This window comes from Streptomyces sp. NPDC042371 (assembly GCF_056437465.1).
Map to the genome: position 1 here is coordinate 704,789 of NZ_JBWKAP010000003.1, position 19,940 is coordinate 724,728.

General features: G+C 70.3%; 13 protein-coding genes and 3 pseudogenes. 8 read left to right on the top strand and 8 right to left on the bottom strand.

Features of this window, described 5'->3' with window-relative positions:
- Positions 1-17 precede the first annotated feature (17 nt).
- The gene (locus AC068B_RS12485; protein WP_478671083.1) at positions 18-1,859 is read left to right on the top strand and encodes an FG-GAP-like repeat-containing protein; all 1,842 of its coding nucleotides are present in this window, start codon (positions 18-20) and stop codon (positions 1,857-1,859) included.
- A 475-nt stretch (positions 1,860-2,334) separates the two neighbouring features.
- Here the strand turns inward: AC068B_RS12485 and AC068B_RS12490 are convergent, their stop codons facing one another.
- Positions 2,335-2,901: a peptide deformylase gene (locus AC068B_RS12490; protein ID WP_478671085.1), complete on the bottom strand. Its 567-nt coding sequence runs from the start codon at positions 2,899-2,901 to the stop codon at positions 2,335-2,337.
- A gap of 524 nt (positions 2,902-3,425) precedes the next feature.
- A pseudogene (locus AC068B_RS12495) lies at positions 3,426-3,617 on the bottom strand (CorA family divalent cation transporter); the annotation flags it as partial.
- Between the two features lie 579 nt (positions 3,618-4,196).
- On the opposite strand from AC068B_RS12495, the gene AC068B_RS12500 reads away from it, so the two are divergent.
- Positions 4,197-4,997, top strand: coding sequence for a phosphotransferase family protein (locus AC068B_RS12500; protein WP_478671087.1), 801 nt, complete (start codon positions 4,197-4,199; stop codon positions 4,995-4,997).
- A 785-nt stretch (positions 4,998-5,782) separates the two neighbouring features.
- On the opposite strand, the gene AC068B_RS12505 is transcribed toward AC068B_RS12500, so the two are convergent.
- Positions 5,783-7,432 (bottom strand): RICIN domain-containing protein, encoded by a 1,650-nt coding sequence (locus AC068B_RS12505; protein WP_478671088.1) that lies wholly within the window; start codon positions 7,430-7,432, stop codon positions 5,783-5,785.
- A gap of 353 nt (positions 7,433-7,785) precedes the next feature.
- A pseudogene (locus AC068B_RS12510) lies at positions 7,786-7,971 on the bottom strand (hypothetical protein); the annotation flags it as partial.
- An 835-nt stretch (positions 7,972-8,806) separates the two neighbouring features.
- Between AC068B_RS12510 and AC068B_RS12515 the strand changes: the two are divergent.
- On the top strand, positions 8,807-9,736 hold the full coding sequence (locus AC068B_RS12515) for a hypothetical protein (protein ID WP_478671090.1): 930 nt from the start codon (positions 8,807-8,809) through the stop codon (positions 9,734-9,736).
- 104 nt (positions 9,737-9,840) lie between these two features.
- A pseudogene (locus tag AC068B_RS12520) lies at positions 9,841-10,450 on the top strand (ISKra4 family transposase); the annotation flags it as partial.
- Between the two features lie 168 nt (positions 10,451-10,618).
- Here the strand turns inward: AC068B_RS12520 and AC068B_RS12525 are convergent.
- Positions 10,619-11,788 (bottom strand): magnesium and cobalt transport protein CorA, encoded by a 1,170-nt coding sequence (locus tag AC068B_RS12525; protein ID WP_478671091.1) that lies wholly within the window; start codon positions 11,786-11,788, stop codon positions 10,619-10,621.
- Between the two features lie 211 nt (positions 11,789-11,999).
- Here AC068B_RS12525 and AC068B_RS12530 point away from each other — a divergent pair, with 211 nt between their 5' ends.
- Positions 12,000-13,184 carry a winged helix DNA-binding domain-containing protein gene (locus AC068B_RS12530; RefSeq protein WP_478671094.1) on the top strand — a complete coding sequence of 395 codons (1,185 nt, stop codon included), beginning with the start codon at positions 12,000-12,002 and terminating at the stop codon, positions 13,182-13,184.
- A gap of 47 nt (positions 13,185-13,231) precedes the next feature.
- Here the strand turns inward: AC068B_RS12530 and AC068B_RS12535 are convergent, their stop codons facing one another.
- Together AC068B_RS12535 and AC068B_RS12540 are read right to left on the bottom strand one after the other, a co-directional pair.
- Positions 13,232-13,900, bottom strand: a complete 669-nt coding sequence (locus AC068B_RS12535) for a response regulator transcription factor (RefSeq protein WP_478671095.1) — start codon at positions 13,898-13,900, stop codon at positions 13,232-13,234.
- Positions 13,864-15,135 carry a sensor histidine kinase gene (locus AC068B_RS12540; protein ID WP_478671292.1) on the bottom strand — a complete coding sequence of 424 codons (1,272 nt, stop codon included), beginning with the start codon at positions 15,133-15,135 and terminating at the stop codon, positions 13,864-13,866. The genes AC068B_RS12535 and AC068B_RS12540 overlap by 37 nt, the downstream gene beginning before the upstream one ends.
- Before the next feature lie 266 nt (positions 15,136-15,401).
- Between AC068B_RS12540 and AC068B_RS12545 the strand changes: the two genes are divergently transcribed.
- From AC068B_RS12545 to AC068B_RS12555, 3 genes are read left to right on the top strand one after another with little or no spacing between them, the layout of a single operon-like run.
- Positions 15,402-16,151 (top strand): ABC transporter ATP-binding protein, encoded by a 750-nt coding sequence (locus AC068B_RS12545; protein WP_478671294.1) that lies wholly within the window; start codon positions 15,402-15,404, stop codon positions 16,149-16,151.
- Positions 16,145-18,673: an FtsX-like permease family protein gene (locus AC068B_RS12550; RefSeq protein WP_478671097.1), complete on the top strand. Its 2,529-nt coding sequence runs from the start codon at positions 16,145-16,147 to the stop codon at positions 18,671-18,673. The genes AC068B_RS12545 and AC068B_RS12550 overlap by 7 nt, the downstream gene beginning before the upstream one ends.
- Positions 18,670-18,840 (top strand): hypothetical protein, encoded by a 171-nt coding sequence (locus AC068B_RS12555; RefSeq protein WP_478671098.1) that lies wholly within the window; start codon positions 18,670-18,672, stop codon positions 18,838-18,840. Before AC068B_RS12550 ends, AC068B_RS12555 begins: the two co-directional genes overlap by 4 nt.
- Before the next feature lie 77 nt (positions 18,841-18,917).
- Here AC068B_RS12555 and AC068B_RS12560 read toward each other — a convergent pair whose 3' ends face one another.
- Positions 18,918-19,751, bottom strand: coding sequence for a helix-turn-helix transcriptional regulator (locus AC068B_RS12560; RefSeq protein WP_478671295.1), 834 nt, complete (start codon positions 19,749-19,751; stop codon positions 18,918-18,920).
- Positions 19,752-19,940 lie beyond the last annotated feature (189 nt).

Below are 19,940 nucleotides of genomic sequence, written 5' to 3' on the forward strand. Positions count from 1 at the left end.
CTGGAAGAGGCACCACGATGCCCGTGCCCACGGAAGAACTGAAGCTGGAGATCGTCAACGTCGCCACGGGGCAGACCCTCGGCGCCGGGTCCGCGCCGAGCGCGGCCGGGGCGCTCGTCGTCCGCGACGTCCCCGATGACGGTCCGCCCCCGGAGCGGTGGCACATCACCCCCGCGCAGGACGACCAGGCGTATGTGATCCGCAACGCGGTCAGCGGCAAGGTGCTCGACACCCCCGCCACCGCGGACGGCGGCGTCCGCCAGTCCAAAGCCTCCGTCGGCAAGAAGAGCCAGCAGTGGCACGTCGTCCCCGTCGAGGGCGAAGCGGGCCTCTACTTCATCGAGGACGTGACCGACGGCGCCGTTCTCGACCTCGCCGACCCCGGCGAGGACAAACCCGGAAAGGACGACCCCCGGATCGTCGTCCTGCGCGAGTACGACGACAACGCGGAGAGCCAGCGCTGGCGGTTCGTGACGGTCGAGCCCGAGCGCACCAGCGATCTGGTGCTCCGGTGGGCACCACTGAGCCACTGGAACGGCCGCCAGTCCTGGCGGCTGGCCGACTCGGCCGCGCTGCGGCCGGCACCCGACGCAACCCCCTCCTTCAGCAACGTACTGCTGGTCCTCGAACAGTTCGGAAGCGACCAGGGCGCCGGCAAGTGGAAGACCGACGGCTCCCAGCGCCCTCCCGGCGGGCAACCGGGCTGGTGGGCCGGTATCGGTGCGCGGTTCCTCGCCGACACCACGGGAACAGGACGACAGGACGTCGTCGGGCTCAACCTCAAGAAGGGGGCTGTGGCGGCGTCCGGCAGAGGCGACGGGACGTTCGACGACGTGGAGCGCGTCCTGCACCAGCCCGCCCCCTCCCTGAACGGCGCGGACCTGTGGACCCTCGCGGACACGACGGGTGACGGCAGCCCCCACGTCGTCGTGCTCGCCGCTGACGGAGTCCGGATCTCTCCCCAGGACGAGGACGGGACGTACGCGCCCGCGGGCGGCGAGCCGGCCCTCAAGGCGTTCGGCCGCAGTGAGGAGGCGGGTGGCTGGATCGCCGACAAACACCCCCGCTTCCTCGCCGACACCACCGGCGACGGCAGGCTCGACATCGTCGGCTGCCACGAGGACGGCGTCTGGGTCTCCCTCCAGGACGAGGAAGGGGCGTTCGCGCCGATCGGCGACGAACCCGCTCTCCGCGCGTTCGGCCACGGTGAGGAGGCGGGTGGCTGGATCGCCGACAAACACCCCCGCTTCCTCGCCGACACCACCGGCGACGGCAGGCTCGACATCGTCGGCTGCCACGAGGACGGCGTCTGGGTCTCCCTCCAGGACGAGGAAGGGACGTTCGCCGAGCCTCTGTACGTCCTCGACGAATTCGGCGTCGACCAGGGCTGGAGTTCGACCGAGGAGCACCCGCGGTTCCTGGTCAGCACCACCGCCGACGGATCACTGGACATCGTCGGCTTCGGCCCGCAGGGAGTCGTCGTCGCCCGCGGGCTCGGCGACGGCACCTTCGAACCCCCGAAGCTCGTCCTGAACGACTTCGGGCACGCCCAGGGATGGACGGGCGCGAAGCACCTCCGGCTGCTCGCCGACGTCACCGGAGACGGGAACCCGGACGTCGTCGGCTTCGGTAACGAGGGCGTCTGGGTGTCGCACGGCACCGGCGACGGCCGGTTCGAGCAGGCCCAGCTGGTGTGCCGGGGCTTCGGGTACAACGACGACGCGGGCGCCTGGCGGGTCGGCCGCCACCCCCGCTTCCTCACCGACATCACCGGAGACGGCCGCGTCGACATCGTCGGCTTCGGCGGCCCGGGAGTCCACGTGGCCCGCAACCTCTACCGCCGCTTCAGGACCCGATAGCCCCCGAAGGGCCTCCCCGGCCCCATCACGGCGAGCTTGCGGGTCACCGTGGGCTTGGGGACGGCGGTCGCCGGACAGATGGCGGTAGGGCCGAGATCCCGGCGGACCTCTCCGGAGGCGTGCAGATCGCCGGACGGGTGACCTGGGCAGCGGGGACTCAAGAAAAGGCCACCGTGCGGCGAGGCCGGTTCTCCGCCTGGGGGCCCGACCAAAGTGGCCCTCAGGCGGGGGCGGTGATCCCTCCGCACGCGCCAGTGGGAAGCCTGGCAGGTGTGGAGGGCAGGGCTGTCGGCTGCGCTCAGCGGTGTCCGAACGGGGTTCGCGGTTTCTCACGTATACGGAACTCCGGCACCCTGCCCTCGTTGACGTCTAGCTGGCGAAGGCCAGCGATCTTTGGCGAGTTCGGCGGCGCCGGGCACGCCGCGGCGCTGGTAGAGCGCGAGCCCGTGCCTCGGCCTCCACGTGAAGCTGACGGCTATTGCTCGTACGCCCAGGCCCTGCCGGTCTGCCGGTACTCCTCCACGGGGATCGGCTCGACCCCGGTGCACATGCGGGCGGTGTAGACCAGGCCGTCGAGGTGGTCGATCTCGTGGTGGATGAGGCGGGCGAGGCCGCGTTCGTCCACGGTGGTGACGGTCTCGCCGGTCAGGGCTGTGGTCTCGACGGTGATCTTCAGGGGGCGGGGGACGAGTCCGCGGACGTCGAAGAAGCTCAGGCAGCCTTCGTACTGCTCGTCCAGTTCGTCGGAGCGGTCAGTGATCTTCGGGTTGAGCAGGATGACGGCGGGCGCGTCGCCGGGCGGCTGGACGACGGCTGCGGAGCGGCCGATTCCGATCTGCGGGGCGGCGATGCCCATGCCCTTGGAGAAGGGGTGGACCTGGCCGATCCGTTCCATGGCGGCGAACAACTCGTCGGTGATGCGCTCGGCTTCGTCGCGCTCGTCGGGCAGGGTGAAGGCGCGGGCCGGTTCGGCCAGGATGCCGGCGCCGTGCTGGACGACTCCGAGGTCTCGCATCTGCTGGCTGGGCCGCACGTCAATCACCTGAAGTCCCCTTGTTCCGTGTTGTGTTCGGGCCGTGCCCGGAACCTCCACTCAAGACGGTACCGAGCATGGAGGGTGGGCGTGGCCGTGATCCAAGTGGATTGCCTCAGTTCACCGTCGTCGCTGTGGACGGGCGGGGTCCGCAGGGGCGAGGCTTCGGCGGTCATGGAGGTCTCGGTGCCCCACACGACGGGGTCGAGGGCTGTGGGGAAGGCGAGCTGGACTTCGAGCCTGGAGGAGGCCGTCCGGGTGGGTCCGGGCGGCCCCCCTCCGGTCCGTGGCCGCCTGGGCAGGGGCGGTGCGGGTTGATGCGTGATTCACCAGGGAACAGTCTGTGGGGTACGGTCCGCTCACGCATCGATCGTGGCGACGAGCCCGAACCTCACTGCCGTTCCCGTGGGCTTCCTTGCGTCGACGGACCAACTACCTCGGGGTTTCAGGGGCGAGGAACGACCGAACGAGTTCGTTCAAGGCACCTCGGAGTCCTTCGTGTACGCGAAGTTGATCAAGTCTCTTGGGTCCCGCTACAGCCAGTCCCGCCTCTTGAAGATGAAGTACAGACTCACGCACACGACCGCCATCAGCAGGATCGCGAACGGATACCCCGCTGCCCACTTCAGCTCCGGCATCGTCTCGAAGTTCATGCCGTAGATCGTGCCGACCAGCGTCGGGGCGAACAGGATCGCCGCCCACGAAGAGATCTTCTTGAAATCCTCTCGTATACCCCACCTACCTGGGGTTTTGTCCCTGGCGTGCCCTCTGGCCTGCGTGAGGAGATCTTTCAGGGGCTTTCAGTTTCGTGCAGTTTTATCTAGCCGATTCTCCCCACGCGCTCCCCAGCGGCGCTCAAACTCCCCATATTCCCCCCAGGATGGGGCTCTATTTGCAGTGCAAATATGTCCCCGGGCGAGGTGCGGCGAGTTTCTCATATCGTGCACATGCGTCACTCGCCGTCACCATTGCGGGGTGCTGGCTGGGGAGCGGACCGTAGACGCGGACAGCCATCTGGGACAACAGCCGACACTCTCACCGAAGCTGACACACCACCCGGCCAGACCGCCAGCCACCCCGCTCGAAACCAATCCGGACGGTTCTCACTCAACCTTCAGCACGCCAGCCCAGCCCCACCCCCACACCCCAACTCACACTGGGGCTGCATATGAGCTGCACCCAATGCAAAACGCCGTGCGTTCCGCAGGTGGATCACGGAGGATGCCCTGGTGATCGAGACACCTCCGCCATCCGCCCTCACCCAGGCCGCCCGCGCCGTCGCTCCCGGCGCGACAGCGCGTTGCGTGCGCAGACTTGCCGGCGGGACCCATGCCACGACGCACCTGCTGCACATCGGGCCGCCGCAGCAGGAATTGGTGCTGCGTCGCTTCCCGCCGGGCGACCCGGCACCCGGCTACGAGGCGGGTGTCCTGGCGGCGCTGGAGGGTCTGGACGGCTGGGCCCCACGACTGGTCGACGCTGACCCCGACGGGAGTCGCTACGGCGCACCCGCCGTCTTGATCACGCGTATCCCCGGCAACGCCGACATCACGAACGTCCCGCCCGCGGAGGCAGCAACCCAGCTCGGCCGTGTGCTGGCCCGCATCCACTCCACGCCCACTGCACGACTTTCCGGGTTGCGCGACGGGACGGGCGCGGCCCTGGCTGCATCAGCACGGACCGGCGACCGGGGTCCCGCGGCGACGGTGGTGGCAACTCACGGCCATCGGCTCGCCGAGCAGCAGCGGGTGCTGACGCACTATGACTTCTGGTCGGGCAATGTCCTGTGGCAGCAGCAGACGCTCACCGGCGTGGTCGACTGGTCGGGGGCCTCCCTCGCGCCTCGTGGCTTCGACGTCAGCTGGTGTCGGCTAGATCTGGCGCTGCTGCACGGCCCGGACACCGCCGAGATCTTCCTGTCTGCGTACGAGGAGGCGGCGGGAGTCGCGGTGGCCGATGCCGCCCTGTGGGATCTGTTCGCACTCAGCAACTCCTACCGCAGCGTCGAGACCTGGCTTCCCAACTACCACGACCTCGGGCGCGGCGACTTGTCGGCCGTCGACTTGCGTGAGAGGCACACCAGGTGGACGGAAGTACACCTCTGATTCGAACTCGCGGGACGTGCTCTGTGCGCGGACACCGCAACTCATAGGGTCCCTACAGAAGAGCCACACCCGAAGGCTCATGCCCGTGCGGCTCCTCCGGCGCGGCTGAGTCGGCCGCACCGGAGGCCAAGCGGGGCACCGACGCGGGCGTGATCAACCAAGGGCTGTACTACATGGCCTGGCTGACGAGCCACAAGCACGCCCTCCAGAACCTGGTCCGCGACCGGCTCGGGGCGACGGCCGCGTCCCAGATCCTGTGGAGCGCACCCCGGCTGATCTGCGGGGCCGGAGACTTCACCCGCTACGACGCCCGCGCCGTACGCGAGCACCGGCACTCGATCGACCTGGTCCGCTACCGGTACTTCGGCAACGATCACTTCGGCCTTGAGACCGTGGCCTCCGTCACCGGCGCCTCGGCTCAGACCAAGCGGGCACGCCGCCGAGCGGTCGGAGCGCCTCCCGCGGGCCACCAGGGCGGCTCTGGCCCTGCGATGGAATCTTCCGGCCCTGGTGCCCGCGTGGTTCTCGCAGACGCATGTGCAGCTCCGCCGCATACACCGGCCGGGCCTCCGTTTCTGCCTCCGGGTTCTGTGCCAAGAAGGCGTTGAAGTTGACAGACCGGACCGCATGCACAGGCGACAACAGGGCCCCTTGGCGCCGCTCGGCTAGATTCGCATTCCCGGGCTACCAAGAGGCCTTGCCTTCACACGCGTACAACGGGGAGATCACCCGGCCAGGAGGTCTGTTCGACCTGCACGCTCCATGACCGGTCGAGGTATGGCTGCTTAGAAGCCCTTGACGGCCCACTCCTGAAGTACGTTGCGCTGGTCAGGGTGTGCCGGATCAGGGGAGGCGGTCCACAGGGTAAGCCACGCTCCGTTGGTGAACTTATTGCCCTTGGGCGTGATGGCCTTGCCGGAGCTGTTGACGATGGCGCCTGCTCCGGGGCTGAACTTCTGGCTGCTGGATGCGGGGTTGCAAGTCCACAGGGTCAGGACGGTGCCGTCGACGTCACTGGCGTCGCCCTTAGGGGTAAGGCACTTACCGCTCATCTTGTGCACGATGCGTCCGTCCTTGAACGCCCAGCGCTGGCTTTCTGCCCCAGTACAGGTCCACACGGTGACGGGCGTTCCGTTGGCGGTGTCCTCACTCTGCGGCGTCGCGCACACCGAGCCGGGGCGGTTGTGGTTGGCGAGCCAGCCCCAGCCGTCGACGGTCCGCCCGGCGTGGGGGTCGAGGGAGAACACGACGCGGCGCCCGTTGCCCTTCGCGTCCTTGAGCGCTTCGTTGACGCCCCAGAGTCGCTTGGCATGGGGATCCCAGGACAGCCCCTGGGTCAGCGGCGGCGCCTGAGCCTTGACGTGCGGAGCTTCACCAGACTTGGCCACGTGAATGCAGGAGTAGGTCTTGTATCCCGGCCAGGTGTCCGGGCAGCTGCCGCTCATGTAGTAGTCGGTGCCGTCCGTGGCGATGCCCTGGATTTTGTACACCGGTGACGTGTACCCCACCGGCCGTGCGGGCACGTGCGTGGGTGCGCCGGCGCCCAGGTTCGCCAGCGGCCAGTGCACAATGCGCGCGCCGGCGCCACTCCTGTTTTCCGCGGAGACCAGGCTCGGACTGCCGGAACGGTCGACGCTCAACGTGCTCAGGCAGAGTTCACCGTTGGTCGGTCCGCAACTACGGGGGTCGTTCGCGCCCGGGAACGGCTTGGTGGGATCCTCGCCCGCCTTCGTGTAGGTGCTGTAGCGGGCCACGAGGGGCAGCGCCCAACGGTGGAAGCGGGCAGAGGTCTTGCCGTCGATCAAGCCGGTGTCGGCACGGGTCGTGTCGTCCATTCGCCAGATGTGTGTCAGGTCGTACACCTGGAGTTCCACACCGTTGGCGACGAACAGCCGGTCGCCGTACCAGGCGACACCGTCCGCATGCGATTTGTACTTCAGCTCCTTGAAGCCGCCACTTGTCGGTTCTACGAGCGCGATGTGTCCGTAGGTGACCCGGTCACCGGTGGACTCTGCGATCGAGATCCGCGTGTACTCCTCGCCTGCGTCGTCGTTGCGGAGCTTGCCGAAGTACCAGGAGGTGGCATAGAGATGCCGGCCCGCATACAGCCCGTCGGGGGTGGCGGCGTGCGCTCCGGCGAAGCCTTGGGGCATCCAGCCACCGATGGGCTCATCGGTGTACCCGCTCTTGTCGTCGCCTTCGTCCCAGCAGAACCCATCGATCTTGAGGGCCCAGTTCGTTCCGGTGCCGTGGCAGAGGTTCGCACGGCCCGTGCGTCCGCCCAGGACCTCGGTGACCGGGGCCACCTTGTCCGCACCCAAGGTGGCCTCGACCGACTTGATGAGGTCCGTGTTGTCCGCACCGATACGCGTGAGTTGAGAGGTTGTGTTGAACGGCTCCAGGCCGGTTGCGGCCTGAGCCGACTGGACCGGCATGAGGACCGATGACGCTATGGCCACCCCGAGGGAGAACCCGAGAAGACGCCATCTTCGCCCGAACGTAAGTTTCATTAGAGCAGGGTAAGCAATCATGCTCACGACTCGGAAGGCAGAGGCAGAGGCAAAGGCCACTCAGGCCATGGCACCATCGGCTGGCAGGACACAAGCGTGACCAAAGGTTCTCCGCAGGAGGTCAGCACCTACCGGGCCCGACTCACGGCGTTCCCACTCCGCATTCGTTACATCTCCGCGGCCCATGCAGCAACCCTGGCCTCAACATCCCACCTCTGTCAGTCGAGAAGTAGTGCTTTACTGATCGTTTCAGAATGAGACGTGCGGGCTGGGTGGGGTCAGTCGTCGAGGCGTTGAAGGATCTGCGTGAACTCCCCGTTCTCGATCAGACCGGTGAGGACCTGGGCCATGTTGCTGATGCCGGCGTCGCGGACGATGAGGCCGTCCGAGGACCAGGAATAGCGCCCTCCCAGGGCTTCCCCGCTCGCCGCCCACCGCTCCATCAGCGCCTCAACGTGACTAAGCGGTCATGCGCCCTGCGGCAGACGGCCCGCGAGTGATCTTCGGCGTGAAGATCACAAAATGCCTCATTTGCCGTGCAGACTTTGATCTCTTGCGACGGGAGTATGCGGACCAAGACGGTGGGCCGGTGACCCCAGGTGCTTCGCGTGTCATGGGGCCAACGGGAAGGGGTGCGTGGTGACATGGGCCACCTTGGCTTTGGGGATCCTCGCGCTCTTGGGTCTCTTGGGGCTTCTGCTGTCCCAAGCCCGTGTCGTGTTGACGAACCTGATCGCTGTCGTGCGCGCATGGCACGAGTTGCGGGCGGTGCTGCGCGAGCGAGCATCGGGGATGAGCCAGGAAGCCGATCCGCCGAGCGGACCAGGTCCTTGATCTGGGCTGCTGCAACATGCGGTGCCTGATCTCCCGCACAGTGGCGCGGCCCTTCCTGTCCACATCCTGGTCGGTCAATACCGTCGGTGACGGTTCGGCACAGCCGGGGAGGGCCGGGGTGAGCCACGCAGGAAACGGCGAAGGGTGTAGCTCTCTTCCGGGGGCGGCCCCGATGGTTTGAGCTGGGAGATCGTGGTTGTGGGTGATGGCGGCGTGGTCGGGTCTCTACCGGGTGGGTGGAGGAGGCGACGCTGATGGGGTCGTTGATCGGGGAGTTGGAGGCGCGGGAGGCGGTGGCCCGGGCCCGGGTGCGGTCGCCGCCGTCCTCGACGAGTGACGGAACCGCCGGGGCCGCACCGTGCCGGGGGCCGAGCGGGGCGGGCCCCCCACCGACTAGCATCGCCGAGTTCGTGCCACCCACCGGCCCGGGCATCGCGGCGCGGCGTACAGGGGAGCTGACACGGCATGAGAACGAAGAGCGCAGCGGCGTGGGCGGTAGCGGTGCTGATGCTCGGCGCAGCCGTCGGCGGCTGCGCCGAGCAATCGGACAAGGGACCGTCCGGCAGCGCGAAGCACACGAAGTCCCACCGCGAACCCGAGGACAAGCCTGATTCACGGGTCGTCGAGGACGACGACGACCACACCGTCCTCGAACTGTCCGACGGCCGGCAGGTGTCCCTCCGCTTCACTCGCCGCGGCCTGGAGGCACAGCATCGCCACGCCTCTGACGACGCCTGGTCCGCCCGGAAGACGGTCTATGAGACCGGCACCAAACCGTGCCACGGCATCAGGGCAAAGGCGTACCGGGACACCGTGTGGCTCGCGGCCGGCTTCGGCGCGTACTGCAGGGACGGCGAAGAACCGCAAGAGGTGATCGCGGCCGTCGCCACCGGGGACCTCTCCTCCTGGACCACCGACCCGACCAAAAACACCATCGCCTGGCCGAAGGCCCGCATCCGCGAAGGTGGCGCCCGAGTGGACTTCGTCGATCCCAGCATGCTGGAAACCACCACGCTGACCTGGCGCAAAGGCTCCGGATTCGCCGGGGTGGCCACGAAGTACAAGCCCATCCACCCCTGGTTCGTGGGCCGGTGGCGAGCCAGGGACGGCAGTCAGCAGCTGACCCTTCACCAGGTCGAGTCGGGCAGACGCGCACGCGTGGTCATCGAGTCCCGAACCGGCCCGCGATGCAAGGGCAGCGCGACTGTCTCCGGCATCGACCAGCACGATCTGTCCATGAGCAACTTCAAGCTCGATCAGGGCACCAGGACCGTCAACTGCCCGCCGGAGGAGACCGAGTACTCCTTCGACGTGAAGTCCTCGGATGGCCCGCTGCGCCTACGCAAGATCGGCAACCACCCGAAGACCGTCCTTACCTATGAGCGGGCGGGCTGACGTACGACTGCGCATGAGGGGCGGCGGCGTGGTCGGGTCTCTACCGTGTGGGTGGAGGAGGCGACGCTGATGGGGTCGTTGATCGGGGGTTGGAGGCGCGGGAGGCGGCGGCCCAGGCCCGCGACCGCGACCACGTGCGGACCTGGGTCGTCCTGGTCGACGGCGCCCGCCACCAACTCGACCCGATCCGCGCCGAAGCCGACCGGCGCGGGATCCCCGTGTAGGTCCTGCTCGACATCGTGCACGTCAGCGAGTGCGTCTGGGCTGCCGCGCACAGCTTCCACCGGCCCGGCACCCCGGCAGCCGAAGCCTGGGTCGCCGGGCATCTGACCACGATCCTCCACGGCCGGGCCAGCCGCGGAGACCACCGCGCAGGCGGAGCGGGTCAGCCTGCGCGGAGCGAAACGCGAAGCCGCAGCCACCTGCGTCCGCTACCTGGGCGGCCACCTTGACCAACTCTGCTACGAGACCGCGTTGGCCGAGGGCTGGCCGATCGCCACCGGCCCGATCGAGGGCGCATGCAGGCATCTCATCGGCGACCGTCTGGAGATCACCGGGGCAAGGTGGGGGCTGAGCGGCGCCGAGGCCGTCCTCAAACTCCGGGCGGTGAAGGACAACGGTGCCCTCGACGCCTACTTCGCCTTCCATCTCGCCCGCGAGCACGAACGGCTCTATTCCACCTCTGACCAGCACGACTACGACCTCACGGTCTGAACCGCAGGCGTCTCCCGGGGAGAGCTACACCCAACGGCGAATGACGTGCGGCGGGTGATGGCCCGCTCCCCAGCGCCGCGCATTCTCCCCAGATTCTCCCCAGGGGGCCGGGAGAGCCCTTCTGAACCCTTCGCGTACGCGAAGTCGAGCAAGCCTACTGGCTCCCCGCTACAGCCAGTCCCGCCGCTTGAAGATGAAGTACAGACTCACGCAGACCACTGCCATCAGGCCGATCGCGAACGGATACCCGAACGTCCAGTGCAATTCCGGCATCTCGTCGAAGTTCATGCCGTAGATCGTTCCCACCAGCGTGGGTGCGAACAAGATGGCCGCCCAGGACGAGATCTTCTTGATCTCCTCGTTCTGTTCGAAGCCCGCCTCCGCCAGCGCTCGCATCTCCGCGTTCTGCTGCTGGGTCACCAGCGTCGCGTTGACCGTGAGGATGTCGGTCAGGGCCTGGCGGAAGCCGTCGACTCGTTCGCTGGTGTGGGTGACGTGGTCGGCCACGTCGCGCAGGTAGCGCTGGAGTTCCTCGTCCGTGCCGTACTTCGCGAAGCCTGCCATCAAGGAGTGCAGCATGCTGACCAGGGGGCGGGTCGCGCGTTGGAACTCGACCATTTCGCGGGAGAGTTCGTAGATGCGGCGGGAGACCTCCGGGTCGCCGCGGAAGACCTCGGTCTCGATCTCGTCGATGTCGTTCTGGACACCGGCGACGACCGGGACGTAGCCGTCGACCACCGCGTCGAGGATGGCGTAGAGCACCGCCTCCGGGCCCAGTCTGAGGAGGTCGGGGGTCTCCTCCATGCGGCGGCGGACGCCGGACAGGTCGGGGGCGGCGCTGTGGCGGACCGTGATGACGAAGTCGGGGCCCACGAACAGGTGCAGTTCGCCGAAGTCGACCTCTTCGGGGGCGTCGAGGTAGCGGGCGGCTCGCAGGACGACGAAGAGTGTCTCGCCGTAGCGCTCCAGTTTCGGGCGCTGGTGGGCCTCCATCGCGTCTTCGAGCGCCAGCTCGTGGAGGTCGAACTCGGCGGCCAGGGAGAGGAGCTCCGCCTCCGTCGGGCGTGCGAGGCCGATCCACGCCATGCCGTCCGGCTGCTCGCGCAGTTCGCGGAAGGTGTCCGCCAGGGAGGCGGGCGTCGCCACACGGACGCCGTCGCGGTACAGGGACGCCTCGACGACGCTGTGGGTGGAGGGGGTCTCCGGTGGCGTGGTCGGGTTCCTCGGTGGCTCCGCGGTGTTCGCGGCGGGCGGGGGCGTCGGGGGGCGCGTCGCGCGGCGCCACGCGTGCTTTCGGGTGTTCGCGGGCGGTTCGGGGCGAGCTCGGCGCTCCGTCATGGCGACCACCTTCGATCGGGGAGGAGGGGAGGAGGGGGGAGGGGGAGTACGGGAGGGGTGTGGGTGGTCTTGGGGGATTCGGTTCTGTGGGTCCGAGCAGGATATGTGTCCATCTTGGTGCGGGGCGGCAGCGGCGCGTAGGCGGCCCCGGGGCGAGGAGGGGGGGAGTTGCGGACCGTATGTGTCCGTAACTCCCGCTAACGTGCCGACCATGAAGAACACGACGGCCTCGGATCCGGCAGGCCCCGCCACCAAGCCCGCGCCCGCCCCCGCCCCCGTCCTCGGCCCCCGTGCTCTCAACCGCGCCACCCTCGACCGCCAGCTCCTCCTGCGCCGCTCCCACGATCTCTCGGTGCAGGACGCCGTCACCCACCTCGTCGGCCTCCAGGCGCAGAACGTCAAGCCGCCCTACTACGCCCTCGCCGCGCGCCTCGCGGACTTCGACCCCGCCGAGCTCTCCGGGCTCCTGGAGGCGCGCGAGCTGGTCCGCATCGTCACCCTGCGCTCCACCATCCACCTGCACACCGCCGCCGACGCCCGCACCCTGCGGCCGCTCGTCCAGGACGCGCGCGAGCGGGAGTTGGCGGGGTTCAGGAAAGGGCTCGTCGGTGTCGATCTGGCGGAGCTCGCGGGGATCGCGCGTGCGGCCGTCGAGGCGGAGCCCCGCACGATGAAGCAGCTCCGTGAGGTGCTGCTCGTGCGGTGGCCCGACGCCGACCCGCAGTCCCTCGCCGTCGCCGCCCGCTGCATGCTGCCGCTCGTCCAGGTCACCCCGCGCGGACTGTGGCGGCGCGGCGGGCAGGTCGCGCTCACCACGGTCGGGCAGTGGCTCGGTGACGACGAGTCGGCCGGATCCTCCGGTGGCGCCTCCCTCGACGACGCCGTCCTGCGATACCTCGCCGCCTTCGGCCCCGCCTCCGTCAAGGACATGCAGACCTGGGCCCGCCTCACCCGGCTGCGGGAGGTCTTCGAGCGGCTCAGGCCCCGGCTGCGTACCTTCCGCGACGAGAACGGCGTCGAGCTCTTCGACCTGCCCGACGCGCCGCGCCCCGACCCCGACACCCCTGCCCCGCCCCGCTTCCTCCCCGAGTACGACAACCTCCTCCTCTCGCACGCCGACCGGACCCGCGTCATCCCCGACGCCTACAAGGGCCGTACGTGGAAGGGGAATCAGCCCTACTGCGTCTTCCTGCTCGACGGGTTTCTCGCGGGGGTGTGGAGGGTGGTGGAGGATGCTAGGAGTGGGGTCGCCGTGCTCACCATCGAGCCGTTCGGGCCGCAGCTCGGTCGCGCTCAGCGGGAGGACCTGGTGCGGGAGGCGGAGCGGATGCTGACGCGGGTCGCGGAGACGTCCTCGTCGTACGACATCCGCTTCGGGAGCGTCATCGACGCCTGATGTCGTACGTCCCGGCCGCTGTGCCCACCCTCAGGCCCGCAAGTACGTCAGGCCCGCAGGTACGTCAGGACCGCCAGCACCCTGCGGTGTGTCTCGTCTGTCTGGGGCAGGTCCAGCTTGGTGAGGATGTTGCCGATGTGCTTGCCGATCGCGGCGTCGGACACCACGAGCTCCCTGGCTATCGCGCCGTTGGACTTGCCCTCGGCGATCAGCGCGAGCACCTCGCGTTCGCGCGGGGTGAGCTGCTCCAGCGGGTCCCGGCGGCGGCGCAGCAACTGGCGCACCACCTCGGGGTCGACCACCGTCCCGCCCTCCGCCACCTTGCGCAGCGCCGTCACGAACTCCTCGACCTGGCCGACGCGGTCCTTGAGGAGGTAGCCGACGCCCGATCCGTCGCCGGAGTCCAGGAGCTCGGCGGCGTACGACCGTTGTGCGTACTGACTGAGGACCAGGACGGGGAGTGCGGGGCGCTTCTCGCGGAGCCGCACCGCCGCGTGCAGGCCCTCGTCCTGGAAGTCGGGCGGCATGCGGACGTCCGTCACCACGATGTCGGGGGCGTGCTCCTCGACCGCGGTCACCAGCGCCTGCGCGTCGCCGACGGCCGACACCACCTCGTGGCCGCAGCGGTCGAGCAGGCCGATGAGCCCCTCCCGCAGCAGCACGCTGTCCTCGGCCAGCACTACGCGGAGCGGTCGCCCGCCCTGGTCAACTCGCAAGGAAACTCCACTCGCAACAGAGTCGGCCCACCCGGCGGACTGGTCAGCGCCAGTCTGCCATCCAGGACCGACACCCGGTCCGCGAGGCCGGTGAGACCACTGCCCGCCGAGGCGTCCGCGCCGCCGCGGCCGTCGTCGCGCAGTTCCAGGAACAGGCGCCCGTCGCGATGGCCACCGCTGACCCGCGCACGCTCCGCCCCGCTGTGCTTCGCGACGTTGGCGAGCGCCTCGCAGACCACGAAGTACGCCGCGGACTCCACCGCCGGTGCCGGGCGGCCCGGCAGTTCGAGGTCTACGTCGACGGGGACCGCGCAACGGTCGGCGGCGTCGGCGACCGCTGCCTGGAGGCCGTAGTCGGTGAGGACCTTCGGGTAGATGCCGTGGATGAGTTCGCGCAGCTCCGCGAGCGCCTTGCCCGCCTCGCCGTGGGCCTTGGTGAGCTGGTCGGCGAGCGGGCCGGATGGCGCGTCGAGCCTTGCCAGGCCCAGGGTCATCGACAGGGCGACGAGGCGCTGTTGGGCGCCGTCGTGCAGATCGCGCTCGATCCGGCGCCGTTCGGCCTCGAAGGCATCCACCAACCGGGCGCGGGAGCGGGCCAGTTCGACCACCTTGGCGCCGAGCTCGCCCTCGGGGGAGCTGATCAGCAGCCGGGTCAGACCGGCGCGGGCGCCGGCGGTGGCAGCCAGCACGTAGGCGCCCAGGGCCAGCAGGAGCAGGCCGAGTACGGCCATGCCGAAGGCGGTCGGCCAAGTGGTGACCGTCCACTGCTTGAGCACCTTCGCCTCGTGGCCGTCGCCGACCGTGGCCATGAGGAGGGGCGTGGCGACGACGGACAGGGGGAGGAACAGGGCGACCACGATCGCCACGGCGTCGACCGGCCACAGCAGCCCGGCGAACAGCAGGGCATAGCCGAGCTCCCGCCACGTCACCGGCTCGCGCAGCCGCGTGGTCAGCCAGGGCCGGAGCCCCGGCGTGGCAGGCACCTGGTGACCGCCGGACATAGGGTCGCGGTCGATCAGGCGCAGCCTGCGCCGCTCCACCGCTGCCACTGGGATCCCGCTGAGGGCGATCAGGACGAGCAGCGGCAGCCCCACCAGGACGAGGGCGAGCGCCCCGCAGACCGTCGCGAGCACCACGAGCCCCACCAGGGTGGCGACGCCGGTCACCGCGCCGGTGAGCAGATACGCGGCGGAGCGCCAGGGCCAGGCCGACAGCAGGAAGCCCGGCCGGGACATGGCCTGCCACACGTTCCGAGGATGCATGTGCATGACCGTAAGTGGCCTCGGCGGGGCGGTGACATCGGGGCAGGGTCCGTATCAGGGGTATGCCTGGCCCTACCCCAGGTCTCGTTCCCGCCGTACTGCGTGACGAGGGGCTTCCGCGGTTTCGTAAGGGCACCGACGAGCGAGCCGCTACGAGCCGTCACGAGCAGCCGTCACGAGCCGAGGAGCAGGTACTGGTGGAGAGACACATGGGCGAGGGGCACATGGGCGAGGGACACATGGGCGACGACGCGATCCGATTGCGGTCCGTGACGCGACGGTTCGGCTCGGGCGGTACGTCCGTCACCGCGCTCGACGACGTGTCGCTGGCGTTCCCGAGGGGGACGTTCACCGCCGTGATGGGACCGTCCGGGTCCGGCAAGTCGACCCTGTTGCAGTGTGCCGCGGGCCTGGACCGGCCCACGGCGGGCTCGGTCGCCGTGGGTGGCACGGAGCTGACCGCGCTGAGCGAGACCAGGCTGACCCTGCTGCGGCGCAAGCGCATCGGCTTCGTGTTCCAGGCGTTCAACCTGCTGCCCTCGCTGACCGCCGAACAGAACGTGGCCCTGCCCCTGCGCCTGGCAGGACGCCGCCCGAAGAAGGCGCAGGTGCGCGAGGTGCTCCACCGGGTCGGACTCGGCGACCGGGCGCGGCACCGGCCGACGGAGCTGTCCGGCGGTCAGCAGCAGCGGGTCGCCCTCGCCCGCGCCCTCATCACCCGGCCCGACGTGCTGTTCGGCGACGAGCCGACCGGTGCGCTCGACTCGCGGACCGGCCGCGAAGTGCTGACGCTGCTGCGGGGCATGGTCGACGGGGACGGCCAGACGGTCGTCATGGTCACGCACGACCCCGTCGCCGCCTCCTACGCGGACCGGGTCGTCTTCCTCGTGGACGGCCGTGTCAACGGCGAGTTGCGTGGAGCCGTCGCCGGGGACATCGCGGCGCACGTGACGAAGCTTGAGGCCAACTTCGAGGCGGCACCGTGCTGATTGCAGTGCTGCGCACCCTGCGCCACCGCTGGACCACCCTCGTCGGCAGCTTCGTCGCCCTCTCCCTGGGCGTGGCCCTGATCGCCGTCATGGGGCTCGCCCTGGCCTCCTCGCAGGATGCGCCGCACCGGGGGCCCGAGCGGTTCGCCGCCGCGCTGGTCGTCGTCAAGGGACAGGACACCCTCAAGGTGCCCGCCTCGATCGACGACCGCACCCAGAAGAACCAGAAGAACCAGAAGAACCAGAAGACCGAGAAGACCGAGAAGACCCAGCAGCTCGCGCAGCCCCGCGCCGTGCCCGACGCCACGGTCGCGAAGCTGCGCCGCCTCGGGACCGTCGTCCAGGACCGGTCGTTCGCCGTGCGCGCCGACGGCGGCCCCACCGATCTGGTCGGCCACCCCTGGTCCACCGCGGCCTTCGCGCCGTACGAGCTCGACGCGGGACGCGCGCCCGAGGCCGCGGACGAAGTCGTCGTCAGCGGTGACTGGGCCCGTCCGGGCACCCGGCTGCGCACCGGCGGCGGCACGGTGCGCGTCGTCGGAACCGTGGCCGCGCTCGGCTTCGAGAACGCCGTGTTCCACACCGACGCCCGCGCCGCCGAACTGTCGCCGCGCAGCCTCCAACTCGTGGTCGACGCCGACGCGGCGGCCGTGCGCGAGGCGGTGCGCGGCAGCGAAGGCGTCCGGGTTCTCACCGGGGACGCGCGTCGGTACGCAGACGCCGACCCCGACCGGGACAGCGAGGCGCTCACCGCGATGAACGCCATGTTCGGCACGGCAGGCGGCGTCACCGGATTCGTGTCGGTGTTCGTGGTGGCCTCCACGTTCGCGTTCGCGGTGGCGCAGCGGCGACGCGAGTTCGGACTCCTCCGCACGGCCGGGGCGACCCCGGGGCAGATCCGCCGCATGGTCCTCTCGGAGGCGCTGGTGGTCGGCGTGCTCGCCTCGGCAGTCGGCTGCGTGCTCGGCTCCTACGGGGCGCCGAAGCTCGCGGAGTGGGCGGTCCACGAGCGCCTCGCGCCCCGCTGGTTCACCATCGGCGAGTACAGCTGGCCCTACCACCTGGCGTTCTGGACAGGTCTGTTCATGGCCCTGTGCGGCGCGCTGGCCGCGTCGTGGCGGGCGGGGCGCACCGGGCCGACCGAGGCGTTGCGCGAGGCGTCCGTGGACACCCGGGCGATGACATGGGGGCGTTGGCTGGTCGGCTCGGTTCTCCTGGCCGCCGCAGTGGTGACGCTGGTCCTGGCCCTGGTGACGAGCCCGGGCGACCTGTTGCAGCGCAAGACCTACGTGAGCAGGCCCATGCTGCTGATCACCGCGGTCGCGCTGCTCGCTCCGGTACTGGTGGGGCCCATGGCGAGGCTGATCGCCTGGCTGCCTGCCCGACTGCCGGGCGCCGGGGGGATGCTGGCGCGGGAGAACGCGGCCGCCGGAGTGCGCCGTACCGCAGCCGTCGCGGCACCCGTGCTGGTCACGGTCGCGCTGGCGGGCTCGCTGCTCGGCGCCACCGCGACCCTCGGCGAGGCGAAGGCCACCGAGATGCGGGAACGGACGGCCGCCGACTTCGTGGTCACCCCGGCGGGCGAGGCGGGCGAGGCGGGCGACACCGGCTTCTACGGGGCGGCGCTGGAGCGGCTGCGCGCCGTGCCCGGCACCGAGATCTCGGCGAGCTCGTCGAGCGCCGTGTACGTCCTGGAGGACGGCGTGGCGCTCATCAGGTCCGACGCCAGGGCCGCCGAGCCGGAACCGCTCGCCGCAACGGCCCGACTCCCGCTGGCCGCGGGGAAGGTGAGCGACCTGGACGACGACTCGATCATCGTCAACGAGGAATGGGCGGAGCACACCGTGGGCGAGCGGGTGGACGTGTGGCTCGGCGACGGCACGAGGAAGTCCCTGCGGATCGCCGCCGTCATGACCACGGGCACCGGCGACAACGGCGCCTACGTCACCCCGCGCAACGCCCCCACGGCACCCGTCGACCGAGTCGACGTACGCCTCTCGGACCGCGCCGACCCGGCCACCGTGGCCGCGGGTCTGCGGCAGGCGGTACGGGCGTCGGGCGGAGAGGTACGCACCACGGACGCCTGGGTACGGGCGATGCGCCCCGAGACCAACCGGACGACCCGCCTCGGCCTCTTCATGGTCCTCGGAATCGCCCTCCTCTACACCGGCATCTCCCTGGCCAACACCATGGTCATGGCGACCTCCGACCGGCTCCGCGAACTGGCGGGGCTGCGGCTGGCCGGGGCCACCCGGTGGCAGGTGCTGCGGCTGGTGGGCGCGGAGGCGTTGATGGTGGTCATGATCGGCGGACTGCTGGGGGCACTGGTCGCCGGGCTCAACCTGGCGGGCATGTGGGGCGCGCTGGGCCTGCTCTCGGTGTGGACGCCCGTGGCGATCCCGTGGACGACACTCGCGACGGTCCTGGCCGCCTGCGCGCTGCTCGCGGTGCTCTCGGCGGTGGCTCCGGCCGGTCTCGCCTTGCGCCGCGGGGCGTTGGGGGCTGCGGGGGTACGCGAGTGACGTCCTCGGAGCGATGGCTTGCCGGAGTGGCGGCGTCCTGGTGGGCGGCGTCCGGTGCCGCCGCGCGCATACGCTTCCTCGCGGTCGCTCCGGCCGGTCTCGTCCTGCGCCGTGGGGCGCCGACCGACGGCTGGGGCGCCGCCGGGGAGCTGACCGCCGACAAGTAGAGCCCCCAACCTCCCCACCCCACGCCGGGTCGGTCGGGTCGGGTCGGGCCGGGGCGAGTCGAGTCGGGTCGCCGGGTCTACGGAAGCAGGCCCGCCCGGCGCGCCGCCACCACCGCCTCCAAGCGCGTGTGCGCCCCCAGCTTCCGCATGGCCGAGCGCAGATAGCCCTTGACGGTCTCGGGGCGAAGCCCGAGCCGCTCGGCGGCCGCCGCGTTCGTCACGCCCGCGGCCACGCAGGACAGGACGTCGACCTCGCGGGGGGCGAGGGCGACGGGGCGGTCCCGGGCCCGTTCCGGGACCGTGGCCGTGGCCGCCGACTCCAGCCGACCGCACACCACGAGGAGTTCGGCCCGCAGCACGGCGTCGGTCACGCGGGGCGCCAGCGCGCGCAGCGCACCGTGCGCCTCCCGGACCTGCTCCCACGCCCCCGGCCCGGGACCGGGCCCCGCCTCCGGCCCCGCCGCCTCCCGGGCCGCCGCGAGCAGCGACCGCACCTCGTCCCGTACGACCAGGGCCTGCTCCACGTCACGGGCCGCCGCCACCGCCGCCGACAGCGTCCGGTCGCCGAGCGGCTGGGCCGCGCGCAGCGCGCCGTACAGCACCCCGCGCACCCGGCGCCGCACCACCACGGGCACCGCGAGCACCGACCGCAGGCCCTCCGCCGCCACCGCCGCGTCGTACTCGTGGCTGATGTGCCGCGACACGTGGTAATCGGTGACCGCACAGGGCCGTGACAGGGCGACCGCCTTGCCGCCGAGGCCGTTCCCCGACGAGATGGCGAGGCCCTGCAGGGCGCGCGTACCCGTGCCGATCAGCTCGCCGATGCGCACCTGGCGCGACCCTTCGAGCAGTCCGCCGAACGCCACCGGGAGCCCCGTGCCGCGGCACAGCCGCAGCAGAGCGGCCCGCATCTCCACCGTCTCGCCGCCGTCAGCCGACACGCGCCCGCCCTTTCACCTCGTGACAGACACCCCCGTCCGGGGGTAGTGAGATCCGCCTCACGAATTACACGATGTTCCGTAGCGTCCGGCAATGAGTACGGCAATGAGTACGGCAGTACGAGCGACGGTACGAGCATCAGCACGACCAGCAGCGTGATC

Bases quoted from the DNA above. Each gene is read 5' to 3' on its own strand.
- AC068B_RS12485 (WP_478671083.1), top strand. From the start codon at position 18: ATGCCCGTGCCCACGGAAGAACTGAAGCTGGAGATCGTCAACGTCGCC.
- AC068B_RS12505 (WP_478671088.1), bottom strand. From the start codon at position 7,432: ATGCCGGTCCAGTCGGCTCAGGCCGCAACCGGCCTGGAGCCGTTCAAC.
- AC068B_RS12515 (WP_478671090.1), top strand. From the start codon at position 8,807: ATGAGAACGAAGAGCGCAGCGGCGTGGGCGGTAGCGGTGCTGATGCTC.
- AC068B_RS12525 (WP_478671091.1), bottom strand. From the start codon at position 11,788: ATGACGGAGCGCCGAGCTCGCCCCGAACCGCCCGCGAACACCCGAAAG.
- AC068B_RS12530 (WP_478671094.1), top strand. From the start codon at position 12,000: ATGAAGAACACGACGGCCTCGGATCCGGCAGGCCCCGCCACCAAGCCC.
- AC068B_RS12540 (WP_478671292.1), bottom strand. From the start codon at position 15,135: ATGTCCCGGCCGGGCTTCCTGCTGTCGGCCTGGCCCTGGCGCTCCGCC.
- AC068B_RS12545 (WP_478671294.1), top strand. From the start codon at position 15,402: ATGGGCGACGACGCGATCCGATTGCGGTCCGTGACGCGACGGTTCGGC.
- AC068B_RS12560 (WP_478671295.1), bottom strand. From the start codon at position 19,751: ATGCGGGCCGCTCTGCTGCGGCTGTGCCGCGGCACGGGGCTCCCGGTG.